The following is a 15192-nucleotide window of genomic DNA, read 5'->3' as shown; positions in this document are numbered from 1 at the left end:
TCACGCCCCCCGCCCGGAACGCTCGCCGTAGCGCCTCAGCGGCAGCACGAGCCCGAAGAAGGGCACCAGGTACATGGCCGCCGTCATCGTCTCCCGGGGCCCGAAGAACTGGGCCGAGAAGACGATCATGAGGACGTTGTTCATGTGCGCCATCATCACGGCGCCCGCCAGACGGTCTTCCACGGCGCTGCGGCGGAAGAAGAGGATACCCGCGGCGGCGTAGAGGGCCGACAGGGCGATGCCGACGAGAGCCGCCTCCCCGATGAGGCCGGGGTCGTTGTAGAAGACGTCGGCATGCTTCGAGAAGACCCCGAGGTTGATGCAGGCAAACAGGACGAGGTTCACGGGGTAGGCACGGCGGTTGGCGGCCTCGAGCAGCCGGGGCGCGGCGCGCCGGAGGGCCTGCACGGCGGCAATCGGGACGAGGATGGCCAGCGCCAGCACGCGGAGCATGTCCCAGAAGGACAGCTCCACGCTTTTCGCGAGGACGATCTCGACGACGGCCGGAAGGCTGAAGGGCACCAGCAGCGACGTGATGACGGTCACGACGAGGACCCGGGCGCTGTTGCCCCCCACGAGGTTCGACATGAAAGGCGCCACGACGCCCGTGGAGACCGCGGTCAGCAGGAGCGCCGAGAGGGCGTAGTCGGGCAGGACGACCCGGAACAGCCCGTAAAGGATGAGGGGCAGGACGAACATTTTCAGCAGGACGAGGACGAGGAGCGGAAAGCCCGCCAGGCGAAGGGCATCCCGGACCGCCTCGAGCCGGATGGAGAGGAAGCTCATGAAGAAAAGCGCCATGAGACACGCGAGCGGGTAAGGCTGCAGGAAGGCGAAGACCCCCGGGCAGCAGATGCCGGCCGCCATCGACGAGAACACGACGGCAAGCAGCAGGATGTCTCTCGGCCGGAACGGGAGCGCCATGGCGGGTGCTCACACCGCGCCCTGCGGGCGGCGGCGGACGATCTGGTTGCCGATGACCGTGAAGACCGTCTCGCCCTTCTGGTTGCGCGCGGAGTAGCGGAAACGGACGATGCCGCGGTCGGCGGCCTTCGAGGGCCTGAGTTCCAGGACCTCGCCCTCGGCCCGCAGCGTGTCGCCGGGGCGGACGGGCTTGAGCCACCGCAACTCGTCGAACCCCGGGGACCCCAGGCTGTTCTCCGCGTTGAGGGCGCCCGTCATGAGGAACAGGCGGAACGTCAGGGCGATCGTGTGGATCCCGCTCGCAATGAGCCCCCCGTAGGGGGTCGCCTTCGCCGCCTCGGCGTCGACGTGGAAGACCTGCGGGTCGAAGCGCATCGCAAAATCGATGATCTGCCCCTCCGTCACCGTCATCCCCGGCGACTCGAATCGGTCGCCGACCCTGAAATCGTCGAAATAGAGCGTTCCCATCCTTCCTGCTCCGTTCCCGGGGCTCGTCATTCATCTCTGCAGAGCCGGGCCGCCCCGGTGAGGCTTTTCTATACCATCACGCCCCTTGCCGAATCCACGCTTTCTTTGCCGGGCGATACGCTCCGCTGACACCGCGGGAAACGGACGCGAATTGACAAACCCTGAAGAGCCCACTATAGTTTCGTCAACACGGATGGAAAGGAACGGCCATGAAGACCTTGAAGACAACAGCGGCCCTCGCGTTGCTGATTGCCCTGGCGGCCTCGGCGGGCCTGTGGGGCTGTGCGAACCACACGCGGGCCGAGGCGGGGGCGCTCCTTGCCCAGGACTTCCGCAAGATGGACAACGACGAGCTGCTGCTTTACCATTTTCGCCTCACCGAGGAGATCGACCGCCGCGAGCGTTCGGGTCCCTCGTCGTCGGTCGGCATCGGCATCGGCGGCGGAAGCTGGGGATGGGGAAGCGGCGGCGGGAGCGGTGTGGGAGTCGGCGTCTCCACATCGGCCCCCGTGGGCGGCAGCGGGACCGAGGAGCTCCGGAACCGCCGTGCCGAGGTGCGCGCGGAGATGCAGCGCCGGAACATGAAGCTGCCCTGAGCTCAGGGTGCAGGGTAAAGGATCCAGGAAACGCAAAGAGGGAGGATCGCTCCGCGTTCGTCCCTCTTTTATTTCCGTCCGTTTCCTGAGCCCGGTCCCCCGAACGTGCGGATCCTCTGCGGGCACCTTTCTTGCAGCGTTTCGTTGAAAACCGGTCATTGCGCAAGGGCATGGGCGATAATGCAATCCCGAGAGCTTGCATCGCCATGCCCGCAATGACGACCCCCAGCGTCCATGCCGTCGCCGCCAAAGAAAAAAAAGACCGTCAAATCGAGGCCTTCTAAATCAACCCAAGGCCGCACCCTCGCCGACATCCTCGGTGAGAACCGAACGCTGACGGCATGGCTGCGCCCCGGGAAAGGCGCCGCGCCGGAGGCCTTCGTGATCCTTGCCGAGGGCCTTTCGCCGGCCGACCGGGAATTCCTTGCCGGCACGGCCGACCTCGTCGTCGAGCCCGTGGATGACCTCGCCGGACGCCTGGCTGCGCTCGCGCACGAGAACCGGCAGCTCAAGTCACTGAGCCTCAGCGACGACCTCACCGGGCTCTACAACAGGCGGTTCTTCTCCATCCAGCTCGAGATCGAGATGGCCCGCTCCCTTCGGACGGGCCAGCCCTGCTGCCTGATGATGATCGATTTCGACAATTTCAAGGACATCAACGACCGGCTCGGCCACGACGAGGGCGACCGGTTCCTCACCCAGATGGGCGGCCTGATCCGCGAGAAGCTGCGCCCCACGGACTTCGTCTGCCGCTACGGCGGTGACGAGTTCGCCGTCATCATGCCCGCCACGAGCCTGCTGGACGGGATCGGGATTGCGAAGCGGCTGAGGGAATTCACTTCCCGCTACACCTGGAAGATGGCCGTCCGGGTCTCGGCGAGCTTCGGGCTGGCCGTGTTCGAGCCCTCGAGCCCGATGGGTGCTGAAGAATTCTTCAAACAAGCCGATAGTGAATTGTATCGGGCCAAGAAGACCGGCAAGAACCGCATCTGCCACCCCGCCCAGGCTGCGGCCCAGGCCCGGCAGCGTCAGCCGGTGGGCCCGGCGGAGCGCGAGGCGCTCTTCGGCCTGGAGACGGCTCCGCCAGGCAGAGAGTGAGAAGGTGAGAGGGTGAGAACGTTGGATGAAGCTGTGACAAAAAAGCATTCTCTCCGCTTATCCAACCTTCTTACCTTCTTACCCTCTTTCCTTCTGTATCGATACCGCACCGTGCGAACAACAGGCTACGAGAGAGAGAAATGACGATGCACCCGAACAAGACGCCCCTCATCGTCACGATCACGAGCGGCAAGGGGGGCGTCGGCAAGTCCTTCGTCACGGTGAACCTCGCCGCGTCCCTCGCCTCGCGCGGGCGGAAGGTCCTCGTGGTCGACTGCGACCTCGGCCTGGCCAACGTGGACATCATGCTGGGCATCCATCCCCGGCTGAGCCTCAAGGACGTTCTCTTCGGCAGCGCCCCGCCGGAAGAGGTCATCATCCCGACCCGGGCGGGCTTCGATCTCCTGCCGGCCTGTTCCGGCGTGCGGGAGATGGCCCAGCTCCTGTTCGAGAAGATCCAGATCGTCAAACGAATGCTTCTGACCCTGGAGGGCTACGATGCCATCCTGCTCGACACGGGTGCGGGCATCGCCGAGACGGTCCTGCAGTTCAACCTTCTGGCGCCCCGGAACATCATCGTGCTGAACCGCGAGCTGACCTCGATCACGGATTCCTACGCCATGATGAAGGTCATGCACCAGGTCTTCGGGAGAGACGCCTTCGGTCTCGTCGTGAACACCGTGGCCGATGACCGCGAGGGCGAGAGGATTTTCAACCACGTCGACGGCATCTGCCGCCGTTTCCTGGGCGTCGCGACGGAATACCTGGGGCCCGTCTACCGGGACGAGGCGGTGCCGAGATCCATCCTCCGGCAGGAACCGCTCGTCGTGGCCGAGCCGGCCTCGAAAACGGCGGCTTGCTTCTCCCGCATCGCCGAGGGCGTCAGTCGTTGGGGCGCCCCCGGGCCGAGGCAGCGGACAGGCCGCGCAAGGGCCGATGCCGCCAGGGGGACGCTGCACTGACGCGCGTCACGCAGGCTGCCGGAAGCGACAGGGTCTGAAATCCCCCGTGCACCGGGGATTTTCCGCCGTCTGCCGGATTGCGTTCACGGCCTCGGAACCCTGCACCCGGGCCCCTTTCTCCCTGAAAATATTCATGGACATTTCATAAAAACATGCTACCTTGGGAGACCAATCATTATGTTCGCGGTTTCATGGAGGTTTTGATGAAAAGTGCCAAGGGCAAGCTCTTCGTGACCCTATGCCTTCTGCTGACGCTGTTCGTTCTGTTCGGCCCTTACGGGGACACCAGAGTCTCCGCCGTCGACACGGCCACCTACAAGAGCCTCAAGATCTTCAACGAGGTGCTCGACATCGTCGAGAAGAACTACGTCGAGGAGGTCAAGCAGAAGAAGCTCATCGACGAGGCCGTCAACGGGATGATCAAGTCCCTCGACCCCCACAGCGCTTACCTGACCCCCGACCAGTACAAGGAGCTCCAGGTGGACACGAGCGGGACCTTCGGCGGCCTCGGCATCGTCATCTCGATGCAGAACGACCAGCTGACCGTCGTCTCCCCGATCGAGGACACGCCCGCGTTCAAGGCGGGGATCAAGGCCGGCGACCGCATCATGAAGATCGACGGCCAGATCACGAAGGGCATGTCCATCCAGGAGGCCGTCAAGAAGATGCGGGGCCCGGAGAACACCAAGGTGACCCTGACGATCATGCGCAAGGATTTCAAGGAGCCCAAGGACTACGAGATCACCCGGGCCGTCATCAAGATCAAGAGCGTCAAGCACAACGTCTACGAGGACAGCATCGGCTACATCCGCATCTCGGCCTTCCAGGAATCCACCGTTGACGAGCTCAAGAAGGCCCTCCAGCAGATCAGCGGCAAGTCCAAGGAACTCAAGGGCCTCGTCATCGACGTCCGCAACAACCCCGGGGGTCTCCTGGACCAGGCCGTCAAGGCATCGGATGCCTTCCTGAAGTCCGGCACCATCGTGTCGACCAAGGGCCGCGCGAAGGCCATCGAGAGCAAGTTCGTCGCCAGGGACGACGGCACCGAGCCTACGTCCCCCATCGTGGTCCTCGTCAACGAGGGGACGGCCAGCGCCTCGGAGATCCTCGCGGGCGCCCTGCAGGACAACGGCCGGGCCATCGTCCTCGGGATGCCGACCTTCGGCAAGGGCTCGGTGCAGACCGTGATCCCCCTCGAGGACGGCTCCGCCCTGAAGCTGACGACCGCCAAGTACTACACCCCCAAGGGCCGATCCATCCAGGCGGAGGGCATCAAGCCCGACATCGTGGTCGAGCCCATCCGCCCGGCCGAGGGCCCGGAGACGGCCGAGGCCCACATGCTGAGGGAGAAAGACCTCAAGGGGCACATCCGCGGGGATCGTGAGGTCGAACAGAAGCCTGAGGAGGGCAAGGGCAAGGAGCAGGACAAGGGCAAGGAGAAGACCGATCTGCAGCGGGACAATCAGCTCAAGAGCGCCGTCGACATCCTCAAGAGCTGGGAGGTATTCAAGCGCATCGGGAAAAACTGAGAGGCGCGCGCCGACCCTTGAAGCGCAGGAAGAAGAGGCGTTCCACCGAAAGCCTTGGGACAAGGCTGTCCCTGATCCTCCTGGTCGCCTGCATCACGGGCCTGATCGCCCTCTGGCTCATCCCCGAAGGCGGCCGGCAAGACGGCGCACCGCCCCCGCCGCCATCGAAGGAACCCGCCGGGAAAACCCCGCGTGCCGCCCCGGACAGGCACGGCACGGTCCCGTCCGGCGAAAAGGGCACCGCGGGCAAACGGGTCGCCATCGTCATCGACGACATCGGCCACGATCCCGACGCGCTGGGAAAGCTGCTGGCCATCAAGGCCCCCTTGGCCTTTTCGGTGCTGCCGCACGCCCCCCACGCCCGATCCTGCGCTGACGCCATCCATCGGGCGGGCCGGGAGGTTCTCCTGCACCTTCCCATGGAACCCCACGGCTGGCCCGAGCGGGACCCCGGCCGGGGCGCCCTGTTTGCCTCCATGACGGCGAGCGAAATCCGGCGGACCCTCCTGGAAGACCTGCAGGCCGTGCCGCACGCAAAGGGCGTGAACAACCACATGGGATCGAAGTTCATGGAGGATCGGGAGGCGCTGCGGGTCGTCTTCGGCGTGCTGCGGGACAGAGGGCTCTACTTCGTGGACAGCCGGACGACGGAGGCCTCTGTTGCGCGGGAGCTGGCCGCGGAGCAAGCCCTGCGGTTCGCCGAGCGGGACCTCTTTCTCGACGAGGCCGAGGACCCTAGCCGGGCCGCGATGCGCCTCGAGAGGCTCCTCGACAGCCGGGATGCGCGGAGCGAGCTGCTGCTGATCGGTCACCCCTACCCGGAGACGGTGAGCGCCCTGGAGGAAGCGGTCCCCCGGTTGTCCGCGGCGGGCATCCGCTTCGTGCCGCTCTCCGAGCTCGTCGAGGGCCGTGAGGCCCCCCGGGGCGCGGCCATGCACAGAAACCCAAACAGGAACCGGTAGCCATGAAGAAAGCCATTCGGAATGCAATCCTGCTGGCCGTCACGCTGGCGGCGCTGGCCGGCCTCGCCGCCCCCGCGGCGGCAAAGCAGGCCGCGGCGTCCGACCCGTCAAGGAACGCCACCTATCACTACTCGATCGGCACGATGCTCGCCCTGGACGGCAAGCTCAAGGAGGCGGCCGCGGAGTACGAAAAGGCCCTCGCGCTGGACCCCAAGTCGGCCTTCCTGGCCGGGGAGCTGGCCTCGCTGTACGTCAAGATGGGCGATTTGGACCGGGCGCTCACCGTCTGCGAGCAGTCCCTCGTGCACAACCCCGAGCGCGCGGAGACCTACGCGCTCATGGGAAGCATCCACCTCTTCAAGAAGGACTACGAGAAGGCCATCGGGGCCTACAGGCGCGTCATCGCGCTGGACCCGGAAAACCACGACACCTACCTCTACCTGAGCGTGATCTATGCCGAGCTCAAGCGCTACGACGAGGCCGTGGCGACCCTGCAGTCGCTCCTCGCGAAGGACCCCAAGAGCGTCATGGGCCACTACTACCTCGGAAAGATCTATGGGGAGATGAGGCTCTACAAGGAGTCCGCGGCGTGGATGGAAAAGACCCTGGCCCTGAAGCCCGGCTTCGAGTCCGCCCTCTCCGATCTTGCGCTGCTCTACGAGATCCAGAACGAAACCGCCAGGGCCCGGGAGATTTACGGCCGGCTCATCGAGGAGCACCCCCTGCGCATGGGCTACCGGCTGCGCCTGGCGAAGCTCCACATCCGGGAGAAGCGCTATGCCGAGGCCATCGCGATCCTCGAGGAGGTCCTGAAACTCGACAGCCGCAACCGGGAGGCGCGCCTCACCCTGGCGCTGGCGTACCTGGAGACCCAGAAGACGGAGCGCGCCATCGAGGAGCTCAACACCCTTCTGGCGAGCGCCCCCAACGACCACGAGGCGCGCTATTTCCTCGGGGGAGCCTACGAGGAGAAGAAGATGCCCGGCGAGGCGCTCGAGGAGTACGAGCGCATCCCCGCCGCATCGACCCTCTACGGAAGCGCCCAGGTCCGCGCCGGCTACATCCTGAAGGGACAGGGCAAGACCGCCGAGGCCATCGTGAGGGCCCGGAAGGCCCTGGCCGCCAAGAAGGACGACCCGGCCCTCTACGGGCTGCTGGCCGCTCTCTACGAGGCCGACGGCAGGCTCGACGAGGCCGAGGCGACCCTCAAGGACGGCATCGCGGCGGCTCCGCAGAACACGGACCTGCGCTACCGGATCGGGATGCTCTACGACAAGATGGGTCGCCCCGACGACGGCATCCGCGAGATGGAGGAGATCCTGAAGCGGGAACCCGACAACCCCGAGGCCCTCAACTTCATCGGGTACAGCTGGGCGGACCGCGGGATGCGGCTCGACGAGGCCGAGGCCATGATCAAGAAGGCCCTCTCCCTCAAGCCCGGCGACGGCTACATCACCGACAGCCTCGGCTGGGTGTATTTCCGGAAGAACCGGCTCGACGAGGCCATCAAGTATCTCAAGGAGGCGGCATCGATCCTGCCCGAGGATGCAGCCATTGCCGACCACCTGGGGGATGCGCTCGAAAAGGCCGGCAGGCTCAAGGAGGCCCTCGAGCAGTACGAGAAGGCCCTGAAGCTCAAGCCCGACATGAAGGGGCTGGCCGAGAAGATCGACGCCCTGAAGGCGCGGACGGGCGGCAAACGGTGAGGCGGAGCCTGTCATCATGCGGAAGTTGAGAAGTTTTGAAGTTATGAAGGTTGGATCGTCTCCCCGGACGAGATAGGTCGATAGCCCATCCAAGCTTCTCAACTTCCCGGCTTCTCAACTTCATCATCCACGAGCGGAAACTCATGATTGGAAGAAAACCCGCCATCCTACTCTCCCTGTTCAGCCTCCTCGCCCTCCTGGCCGGCTGCGCCCCCGTGGGGGGGCTCGTCGTCTCCGAGAGGGACATGCCGCCGCCGGAAGCCCTCCTCGACAGGCTCGGCGCCGACGACGCCCCCGGGAAAGTCCTCATCGGCATCCTGCATGTCACGGCGAGTCTGCCCCGGGAGAGGCACACGCTCAAGATCGCAGCCGCGGCCATGCGGCCCGACCGCCTGCGTCTCGAGGACATCTCGGTCATCGGCCTGCCGGACTTCATGCTGGCGGTCAGGGGCGAAGAGATCCGGATGTTCCTGCCCCGCTCGGGGGAGTTCCTGATCGGGACGGAATCGTCGGAGGAGATCCGGCGCGTCCTCCCTCCCCCGCTGAGGCCGCTGGACCTCGTGGCCCTGCTCTACGGGCAGCCGCCCGGCGTCCCGGGAGCGAAGACCCTGAAGGGCTCCGTCGACGGCAACCGCTTCCGGGTGGACGTCTACGCGGGCGGCCGATGGGCCCAGTCCCTCTGGGTGGATCCGGCCTCGGGACGCCTGGCGCGGATCGAGATCGCAGGCCGCGACGGCGGGACGGCGTACGCGGCGCAGTTTCACGACTTCACGGACGTGGGGTCGATCGCCGTGCCCGGCCGGATCGAGATCGAGACGTCAGGCCTGGCGGCCGTCCGGCTGTCTCTTCGCAACACGGCCCCGGAGCTGGCGGAACGGGATGACGACCGGGACCTCTTTCTGCTCACCCCCCCCGAGGGCGTCACCCCCAGGGCGGCCCGGTAAAAAAAGGCGCCCGGCCTGACGGCCGGCGCCCCGCAGAGAAATCCCCCTTCATCCCCCTTGGTCTGAGGGGGATTGCATTTACTTCAGTTCAGAAAGCTTGGCCTTCGCGACCCGCGCCTGGTTCGTGTTGGGGTACTTCTTGATGACCTGGTTGTAGACGATCTTCGCGCTCGCCTTGTCGCCGAGCTTCTGGAAGGCCATCCCCTGCTTCAGCAGGGCGTAGGGGACCTTGTCGCCGTTGGGGTGGTCCTTCACCACCTTCTGGTACTCCACGATGGCCCGCTCGAACTTGTCCTCCACGTACCACGTCTCGCCGATCCAGAACTGGGCGTTGTCCGAGTACGCCGTCTTGGGGTATTGCTTCAGGAACTTCTGGAATTCCTCGCGGGCCTTGACGTACTGGCCCTCCTTGAAGAGCTTGTAGCATGCGTTGTAGGCCGCCTCCACGTCGTTCTTCGGCTCTGTCGTCGCCTCGGCGGCCCCGACGCCCACGCCCTCGGCCTTCGCGCCGTTGGTCGATTCCTTCTTCGCGATCCCGAGGAAGCTCTCGATGTAGCCGATCCGGAAGGCCATGTCGTCGAGGCGGGCCTTGAGGTTCTGCCCTTTGCCGACGCCGGAGAACTCCTTGTGCATCTCCTCGACCTGCCCCCGCATCGTCTGGACCTGGTCCCGGACGCTGCCGAAGTCGGCGCCGAGGTCGGCCTGGTTTTTCCGGAGATCCCGCGTCGTGTCGGCCTGGCTCTTCTCGAACGCGTCGAGCCGGGCCTGGAGCTTTTCCACCTCCGCGCGGAGCGCCGCGATCTTGCTGTCGGAGTCCCGCTGCGTTTTCTTGAGGTCATCGGTCGTGGCACAGCCCCCGATGATCAGCAGTGCGATGGTCACCAGAATGACAGCCGTTCGTTTCACCGTGAGCCCTCCCCTCCCCGTCTGCTACTTCCCGGAAAACACGAAGGTCGCGTTGCGGTTCTTCCGCCAGCAGGCCTCCGTCGGCTCCGTGCAGACCGGCCGCTCCTCGCCGTAGCTGATGGTCTTGATGCGCTTGCGGTCGATGCCGAGGTTCTGCAGGTAGCGCGCCGCCGCATCGGCCCTCTGCTGGCCGAGGGCGAGGTTGTACTCGTTGGTCCCGCGTTCGTCGCAATTGCCTTCGATCGTGAGGCTCTTCGTCGGGCTTGCCTTGAGCATCTGGGCCACCTTGCCCAGCGTCTCGCGGGCCTCGGCGCTGAGTTCCGCTCGGTCGAACTCGAAGTAGATCCGCAGGTCCTTGAGGCTCGCCGCCTCGGCGGCCGCCCGGTCACGCTCGGCACGCTCGCGGGCCTCCTGGTCCCGGATGGCCTGCTCGCGCAGGGCCCGCTCACGGGCCTCCTGCTCGGCCCGCTGCCTGGCCATCTCCTCTTCCGAGAGCCCCGGCTTCGCCGCGGGCTTCGCCACGTCCTCCTTCACGGCCTTCTTCGGGGCGCCGCACCCGACCGTGAGCGAGAGAGCCAGCACGAACGCCATGATGACTGCCGGAAGGACACCGTATCGCCTCATTGCCATCCTCCTTTTGAGCCCTTCGGATGAACCCCGTTGTCAGCTCCTCCGGGCCTGATGAGGCAAGTGCCCGTAAGGAAATTGCTTTTGACGGGTTTCTCTTAAACCATCCCTCCGGCTCCGTCAATACAAATTTAGGTGGGGCGACCACGTGGGGGACACGTAGGCGTCGAGCCCCTCGTGGATGACGCGCACGTTGGTGCCGTTGGCGTTCATCACGCAGAGCCGCGACTTGCCCCCTGCACGCGACACGAAGGCGATGTAGCGACCGTCAGGGGACCAGGCGGGGTTCTCGTTGCGGCCCCCGTTGGCCGAGACCTGGACCGGCGTGCCCCCCTCGGTATCCATGACCATGATCTGGAAGCCGCCTCCCGCCCGGCCCTCGTAAGCGACCCGGTTTGCGCGGGGGTGCCAGGCCGGGGATGTGTTGTAGCCCCCCTCGAAGGTGAGCCGCCGGACGTTGCCGCCGTTGGCATCCATGAGGTAGATCTGGGGCGTGCCGCCCCGGTCGGAGACGAAGGCGATCTGCCGGCCGTCGGGCGACCAGGTTGGGGAGACGTCGATGGCCGGGTCGTGGGTGAGCCGCGTCATGGCGCCGTCGGCGAGATTCAGGATGAAGATGTCCTCGCTGCCTTCCTTGCTCGAGGTCACGAGCATCCGCTTCGAGTCGGCCGACCAGCTGCCGGGAAGGTTCAGCCGCCCCGTGGACAGGATCCTCCGCGTGGTCTTGCGGTTGAGATCCATGACGTGCAGGTCGGGGTTGCCGTCCTTGTAGGACAGGAACGATATCTGCCGGCCGTCGGGCGACCACCTCGGGGAGAGCGTGATGGAATTGAAGTTGGTCAGCTTCACCGGTTCGGTGCCGTCGTAGTTGACCGCGTAGATTTCGGATGCCCCCCCCTTCTTGCCGGCGAAGGCGATCTTCGTGTCGAAGAGCCCCTTTTCACCCGTGAGCGCAACCAGGATCTCCTGGGCGAACCGCACGACCATCTCCTTGCGCTCCTCGATCTTGCCCGAGTAGCGCTTGCCCACGAGGAGCTTGCCCTGCACGACGTCGAAGAGGCGGCACTCGAGGGTGAGGTCGCGGCCGCTCACCGTGAACCCGCCCGTCACGAGCGACTCGGCGCCGATCCCGGCCCAGGCCGGGAACTGGATGTTCTCCGTGGCGATGCCGAGCTTCGCCTGGTCGACGAGAAAGGCCTTGCGGTCGAGGACGTTGAAGAACCCCGTGATCTCGAGGGTCTTGCCCAGCGTGTCGGCGAACCAGGGCGAGAGGCTGTCCTGGCCGGCGGCGTTGTTCATGTTCTTGAAGGTCGCGATGGCAATCGGGAACTTCTGCGCCGACGGGGAGTCGATGTTGATGTAGACCTTGGCATCCGCCGCCGGCGCGGCGGCGAGCAGCAGAACACTCACAAAAAAAAGAACGATGCGGTTTTTCTTCATCGTGCCTTCAAACCCTCCCGTTTTGAAAAGATGGAAGTTAGGAAGTTGCGAAGTTATGAAGCTTGGAGGATCCTTCAGAACGCGAAAAACCTGCATGCCTTCCAAATTTCTCAACTTCCAAACTTCTCAGCTTCATTATTTTCGATAGTCCGCCGAGCGGAACCGAATCCCCAAGTCAACGCTCGAGTCCTGGATCCAGGACGGCAGCGGCGGGAAGGGGTCGGATTTCCGGATCGCCCGGTAGGCCGACTGGTCGAAGTAGCTGTTGCCCGAGCGCTTCTCGAACCGCACATCCGTCACCTGCCCGCTGCGCAGCACCCGCACGTCGAGGATGGCCTCGAGGTTCCTGTCCGCCAGGATGCTCTGCGGCAGGGCCCAGTTCTGCCTCACCCGGGACCAGATCTCGGCGTAGTACTGGCTCATCAGCGAGGCCGTGTTGCCCTGCCCCGAGAAGGGCTGGCCGCCCGCGTCGGCGGACTCCGCCCTCTTGCGCATCTCCTCGATGGCCTGATTGAGACGGGCCGCGTCCTGCTTCGTCGTCGGCGCATCCGACTTGAGCAGCGGCGTGGGCGTCTTCGTGACGATGCTCTTCTTGAGGACGATCGCGTTGTCCCGCACGCTCTCCCTGAGGGCCTCGCTCATGACCTCCCGGGAGAGGGCCGCCGTGGCGCTCTTGCCCGGGCCGGGCGGCGCGCTCACCAGGTCCACGGAGTAGGCCGGGCCGAAGGTCCACGTGCGCGACGGGAAGGCGGGGGAGAAGAAGAGGACGGCGAGGGCGACGGCGTGGATGAGGAGCGACATCAGGACGGCCGCATTCAGGCTCGCGGGGCCGTCCGGCCGCCATCTGAGGATGTTGCCTGTCATCTCGAATCCCTGGGCGGTTCCGTGATCATGCCCAGCTTGTCGATGCCGGCCTTCCGGACCTCGGACATGACCTGAACGACGACCCCGTACGGAACTTCCTTGTCGGCGCGCATGAAGAGCTCCCGGTCCGTCCGCGACTTGAAGATGCTCTCGAGCTTGGCGCTCAGGTCCGGAAGCGTCGTCTTGAACTCGTTGATGTAGATCTCCTGCTTGCCGTTGATCGTGAGCACGAGCTTCTCCTCGCTGACGTTGATGCTCTTGGCCTTCACGCGGGGCAGGTTCACGTCGATCCCCATCTGGAGCATGGGCGCCGTGACCATGAAGATGATCAGCAGCACGAGCACCACGTCGACCAGGGGGGTGACGTTGATTTCGGCCAGGGGCTTGTTGCCGTTGTCCGTCCTTCGTCTGAAGCGGGCCATGCTCTACCTCTGCAGGTAGTGCCTCTCGACGATGTTGAGAAACTCGGAGGCGAAATTGTCCATCTCCAGGGAGATGGAGCGGATCCGGTTCAAGTAGTAGTTGTAGAATACCACCGCGGGGATGGCCGCCGCAAGGCCGAAGGCGGTGGCGATAAGGGCCTCGGAGATCCCGGGCGCCACGACGGCCAGGGTGGCCGACCCGCGGGCGCCGATGCCGCGGAAGGCGTTCATGATGCCCCAGACGGTGCCGAAGAGGCCGATGAAGGGGCAGGCGCTGCCCGTCGTGGCCAGGAACCCCAGAAGGCTCTCGAGCTTCGAGGTCTCGGTGCCGCAGGCCCGGTGGAGGGCACGCTCCACGTTGTCGAGCCCGCGCATCTCGATGCCCGGCGCATCCAGGAGATCTCCCTGGCTTGCCCGGGGGGTGCGGCTGATCTTTCCCAGCTCGAGATAGCCCGCCCGGAAGACCTCGGCGATGGTCGAGTTCGGATACCGCTTCGACTCGGGCAGCACGTCAGAGAGCTTGCTTGCGTTCATGTAGGCATCGAGGAACTGGTTGTTCTCCTTCTCCGTCCTGGAGATGACGCGGTACTTCATCAGGATAATGGCCCAGGAAACGATGGAGAAGACGAGCAGCAGCAGCAGGACGAACTGCACCATCGGCCCCGCGTCGATGACCATCTGGAGGAGATTCCCCCGGAATTCCCCCCCGAAGTCGACGGCGGATACCGCGAAGAGAGTGCCCATGACGACCTCCGGGTCCGGCCCCTAAATGCGATGAGACGATGGAGCGAGACCTCGCATCCATCGCCTTGGGGCAGCGACCCTGACAAGTTGAAGTGGCCTATCTGTAATGGATAAGGCACCGGATGTCAACCCTCTTTTCCGGGCGGGCACGAGGGGCGGCGCAGGAGTCAGGGCCCTGCAGGCGCAGGGCAAAACCGGCCGGGCCGCCACGGATTCCTTGACTCCGCCCCCTGCCTCTGCTATAGACGAACCAACGCCCTTTTAAGAGCAATCCGGAGAGATTGAAAAAGGTCGCCACCATGACTGTCACCGTTGTTCGTCGGCTGCCGAGAAAACAGGGCCTTCCCGGATGAGGGAGGGTTTTTTTTTGCGTGCCGGAGGGCCGCAGGGCGCCGAACGCGGAGAGGAGGGACATGAAGAAGCGAAAAGTCGTCATGGACGCCGAGGGGATCGAACGCTCGCTGACGAGGGTGGCCTACCAGATCCTCGAGAAGAACAAGGGGGTCGAGAACCTCGTCCTGGTCGGCATTCAGAAGGGCGGCGTCCTGCTGGCCGAGCGCCTGGGGAAGAAGATCTCCCAGATCGAGGGGGTCCCCGTGCCCGTGGGCAAGCTCGACATCACGCTGTACCGGGACGACATCATGAAGTCCGGCAGGGCACGCCAGATCGGCAAGACGGACATCCCCTTCTCGCTCGACGGCAGGAAGGTCGTCCTCGTCGACGACGTGCTCTTCACCGGCCGGACGATCCGGGCGGCCATGGACGCCCTGATGGACTTCGGCAGGCCCACGCTCATCCAGCTGGCCGTGCTCATCGACCGCGGCCACCGGGAGCTGCCGATCCGGGCGGACTTCGTCGGGAAGAACCTCCCCTCGTCCCACTCGGAGGAGGTGCTCGTCAAGCTCTCGAAGCGCAAGACCTCGGACTCGGTCATCATCGAAGAAGCCTTTTGAGAAAGCGGCACGCTGCAAGCCAAACGGCCCTGACGTCGGGTGCGCCC

At 65.1% G+C, this 15192-nt stretch carries 16 protein-coding genes; 8 read left to right on the top strand and 8 right to left on the bottom strand.

Going from position 1 to position 15192, the window contains the following annotated elements; all coding sequences use genetic code 11:
- Positions 1-924, bottom strand: coding sequence for a bile acid:sodium symporter (locus tag HPY67_12790; GenBank protein NPV05599.1), 924 nt, complete (start codon positions 922-924; stop codon positions 1-3).
- Positions 925-933: 9 nt separating this feature from the next.
- Positions 934-1392: a MaoC family dehydratase gene (locus HPY67_12785; protein ID NPV05598.1), complete on the bottom strand. Its 459-nt coding sequence runs from the start codon at positions 1390-1392 to the stop codon at positions 934-936.
- Between the two features lie 209 nt (positions 1393-1601).
- Here HPY67_12785 and HPY67_12780 point away from each other — a divergent pair, with 209 nt between their 5' ends.
- The 7 genes from HPY67_12780 (at position 1602) to HPY67_12750 (ending at position 9189) form a co-directional block, all read left to right on the top strand.
- Entirely contained in the window at positions 1602-1988 is a 387-nt protein-coding gene (locus HPY67_12780; protein NPV05597.1) for a hypothetical protein, read from the top strand.
- 381 nt (positions 1989-2369) lie between these two features.
- Entirely contained in the window at positions 2370-3086 is a 717-nt protein-coding gene (locus HPY67_12775; protein NPV05596.1) for a GGDEF domain-containing protein, read from the top strand.
- 140 nt (positions 3087-3226) lie between these two features.
- Entirely contained in the window at positions 3227-4048 is an 822-nt protein-coding gene (locus HPY67_12770; protein ID NPV05595.1) for a MinD/ParA family protein, read from the top strand.
- A 203-nt stretch (positions 4049-4251) separates the two neighbouring features.
- Entirely contained in the window at positions 4252-5577 is a 1326-nt protein-coding gene (locus HPY67_12765; GenBank protein NPV05594.1) for a S41 family peptidase, read from the top strand.
- Positions 5578-5594: 17 nt separating this feature from the next.
- On the top strand, positions 5595-6539 hold the full coding sequence (locus HPY67_12760) for a divergent polysaccharide deacetylase family protein (protein ID NPV05593.1): 945 nt from the start codon (positions 5595-5597) through the stop codon (positions 6537-6539).
- Between the two features lie 2 nt (positions 6540-6541).
- On the top strand, positions 6542-8245 hold the full coding sequence (locus tag HPY67_12755; GenBank protein ID NPV05592.1) for a tetratricopeptide repeat protein: 1704 nt from the start codon (positions 6542-6544) through the stop codon (positions 8243-8245).
- Positions 8246-8388: 143 nt separating this feature from the next.
- Entirely contained in the window at positions 8389-9189 is an 801-nt protein-coding gene (locus tag HPY67_12750; protein NPV05591.1) for a DUF4292 domain-containing protein, read from the top strand.
- A gap of 78 nt (positions 9190-9267) precedes the next feature.
- Here HPY67_12750 and ybgF read toward each other — a convergent pair whose 3' ends face one another.
- The 6 genes from ybgF to tolQ form a co-directional block, all read right to left on the bottom strand.
- Entirely contained in the window at positions 9268-10095 is an 828-nt protein-coding gene (gene ybgF / locus HPY67_12745) for a tol-pal system protein YbgF (protein ID NPV05590.1), read from the bottom strand.
- A 24-nt stretch (positions 10096-10119) separates the two neighbouring features.
- Positions 10120-10719, bottom strand: coding sequence for a peptidoglycan-associated lipoprotein Pal (gene pal, locus HPY67_12740; GenBank protein ID NPV05589.1), 600 nt, complete (start codon positions 10717-10719; stop codon positions 10120-10122).
- 123 nt (positions 10720-10842) lie between these two features.
- Entirely contained in the window at positions 10843-12162 is a 1320-nt protein-coding gene (gene tolB, locus HPY67_12735) for a Tol-Pal system beta propeller repeat protein TolB (protein NPV05588.1), read from the bottom strand.
- 135 nt (positions 12163-12297) lie between these two features.
- Positions 12298-13026 (bottom strand): TonB C-terminal domain-containing protein, encoded by a 729-nt coding sequence (locus HPY67_12730; protein NPV05587.1) that lies wholly within the window; start codon positions 13024-13026, stop codon positions 12298-12300.
- Entirely contained in the window at positions 13023-13448 is a 426-nt protein-coding gene (locus HPY67_12725) for a protein TolR (protein ID NPV05586.1), read from the bottom strand. Before HPY67_12725 ends, HPY67_12730 begins: the two co-directional genes overlap by 4 nt.
- 3 nt (positions 13449-13451) lie before the next feature.
- Entirely contained in the window at positions 13452-14192 is a 741-nt protein-coding gene (tolQ, locus tag HPY67_12720) for a protein TolQ (GenBank protein NPV05585.1), read from the bottom strand.
- A 413-nt stretch (positions 14193-14605) separates the two neighbouring features.
- On the opposite strand from tolQ, the gene pyrR reads away from it, so the two are divergent.
- Positions 14606-15145 carry a bifunctional pyr operon transcriptional regulator/uracil phosphoribosyltransferase PyrR gene (gene pyrR / locus HPY67_12715; protein NPV05584.1) on the top strand — a complete coding sequence of 180 codons (540 nt, stop codon included), beginning with the start codon at positions 14606-14608 and terminating at the stop codon, positions 15143-15145.
- Positions 15146-15192: the final 47 nt, after the last annotated feature.

The organism is Syntrophaceae bacterium, assembly GCA_013177795.1.
Classification (GTDB): Bacteria; Desulfobacterota; Syntrophia; order Syntrophales; family UBA2192; genus UBA2192.
Note: the sequence above shows the minus strand (reverse complement) of the source record. Positions and strands in the feature narration are given on the sequence as shown.

Excerpts from the sequence above, each read along its gene's own strand:
- HPY67_12790 (NPV05599.1), bottom strand. The coding sequence starts at position 924 with ATGGCGCTCCCGTTCCGGCCGAGAGACATCCTGCTGCTTGCCGTCGTG.
- HPY67_12785 (NPV05598.1), bottom strand. The coding sequence starts at position 1,392 with ATGGGAACGCTCTATTTCGACGATTTCAGGGTCGGCGACCGATTCGAG.
- HPY67_12780 (NPV05597.1), top strand. The coding sequence starts at position 1,602 with ATGAAGACCTTGAAGACAACAGCGGCCCTCGCGTTGCTGATTGCCCTG.
- HPY67_12770 (NPV05595.1), top strand. The coding sequence starts at position 3,227 with ATGACGATGCACCCGAACAAGACGCCCCTCATCGTCACGATCACGAGC.
- HPY67_12765 (NPV05594.1), top strand. The coding sequence starts at position 4,252 with ATGAAAAGTGCCAAGGGCAAGCTCTTCGTGACCCTATGCCTTCTGCTG.
- HPY67_12755 (NPV05592.1), top strand. The coding sequence starts at position 6,542 with ATGAAGAAAGCCATTCGGAATGCAATCCTGCTGGCCGTCACGCTGGCG.
- HPY67_12750 (NPV05591.1), top strand. The coding sequence starts at position 8,389 with ATGATTGGAAGAAAACCCGCCATCCTACTCTCCCTGTTCAGCCTCCTC.
- pal (NPV05589.1), bottom strand. The coding sequence starts at position 10,719 with ATGAGGCGATACGGTGTCCTTCCGGCAGTCATCATGGCGTTCGTGCTG.
- tolB (NPV05588.1), bottom strand. The coding sequence starts at position 12,162 with ATGAAGAAAAACCGCATCGTTCTTTTTTTTGTGAGTGTTCTGCTGCTC.
- HPY67_12730 (NPV05587.1), bottom strand. The coding sequence starts at position 13,026 with ATGACAGGCAACATCCTCAGATGGCGGCCGGACGGCCCCGCGAGCCTG.
- HPY67_12725 (NPV05586.1), bottom strand. The coding sequence starts at position 13,448 with ATGGCCCGCTTCAGACGAAGGACGGACAACGGCAACAAGCCCCTGGCC.
- tolQ (NPV05585.1), bottom strand. The coding sequence starts at position 14,192 with ATGGGCACTCTCTTCGCGGTATCCGCCGTCGACTTCGGGGGGGAATTC.
- pyrR (NPV05584.1), top strand. The coding sequence starts at position 14,606 with ATGAAGAAGCGAAAAGTCGTCATGGACGCCGAGGGGATCGAACGCTCG.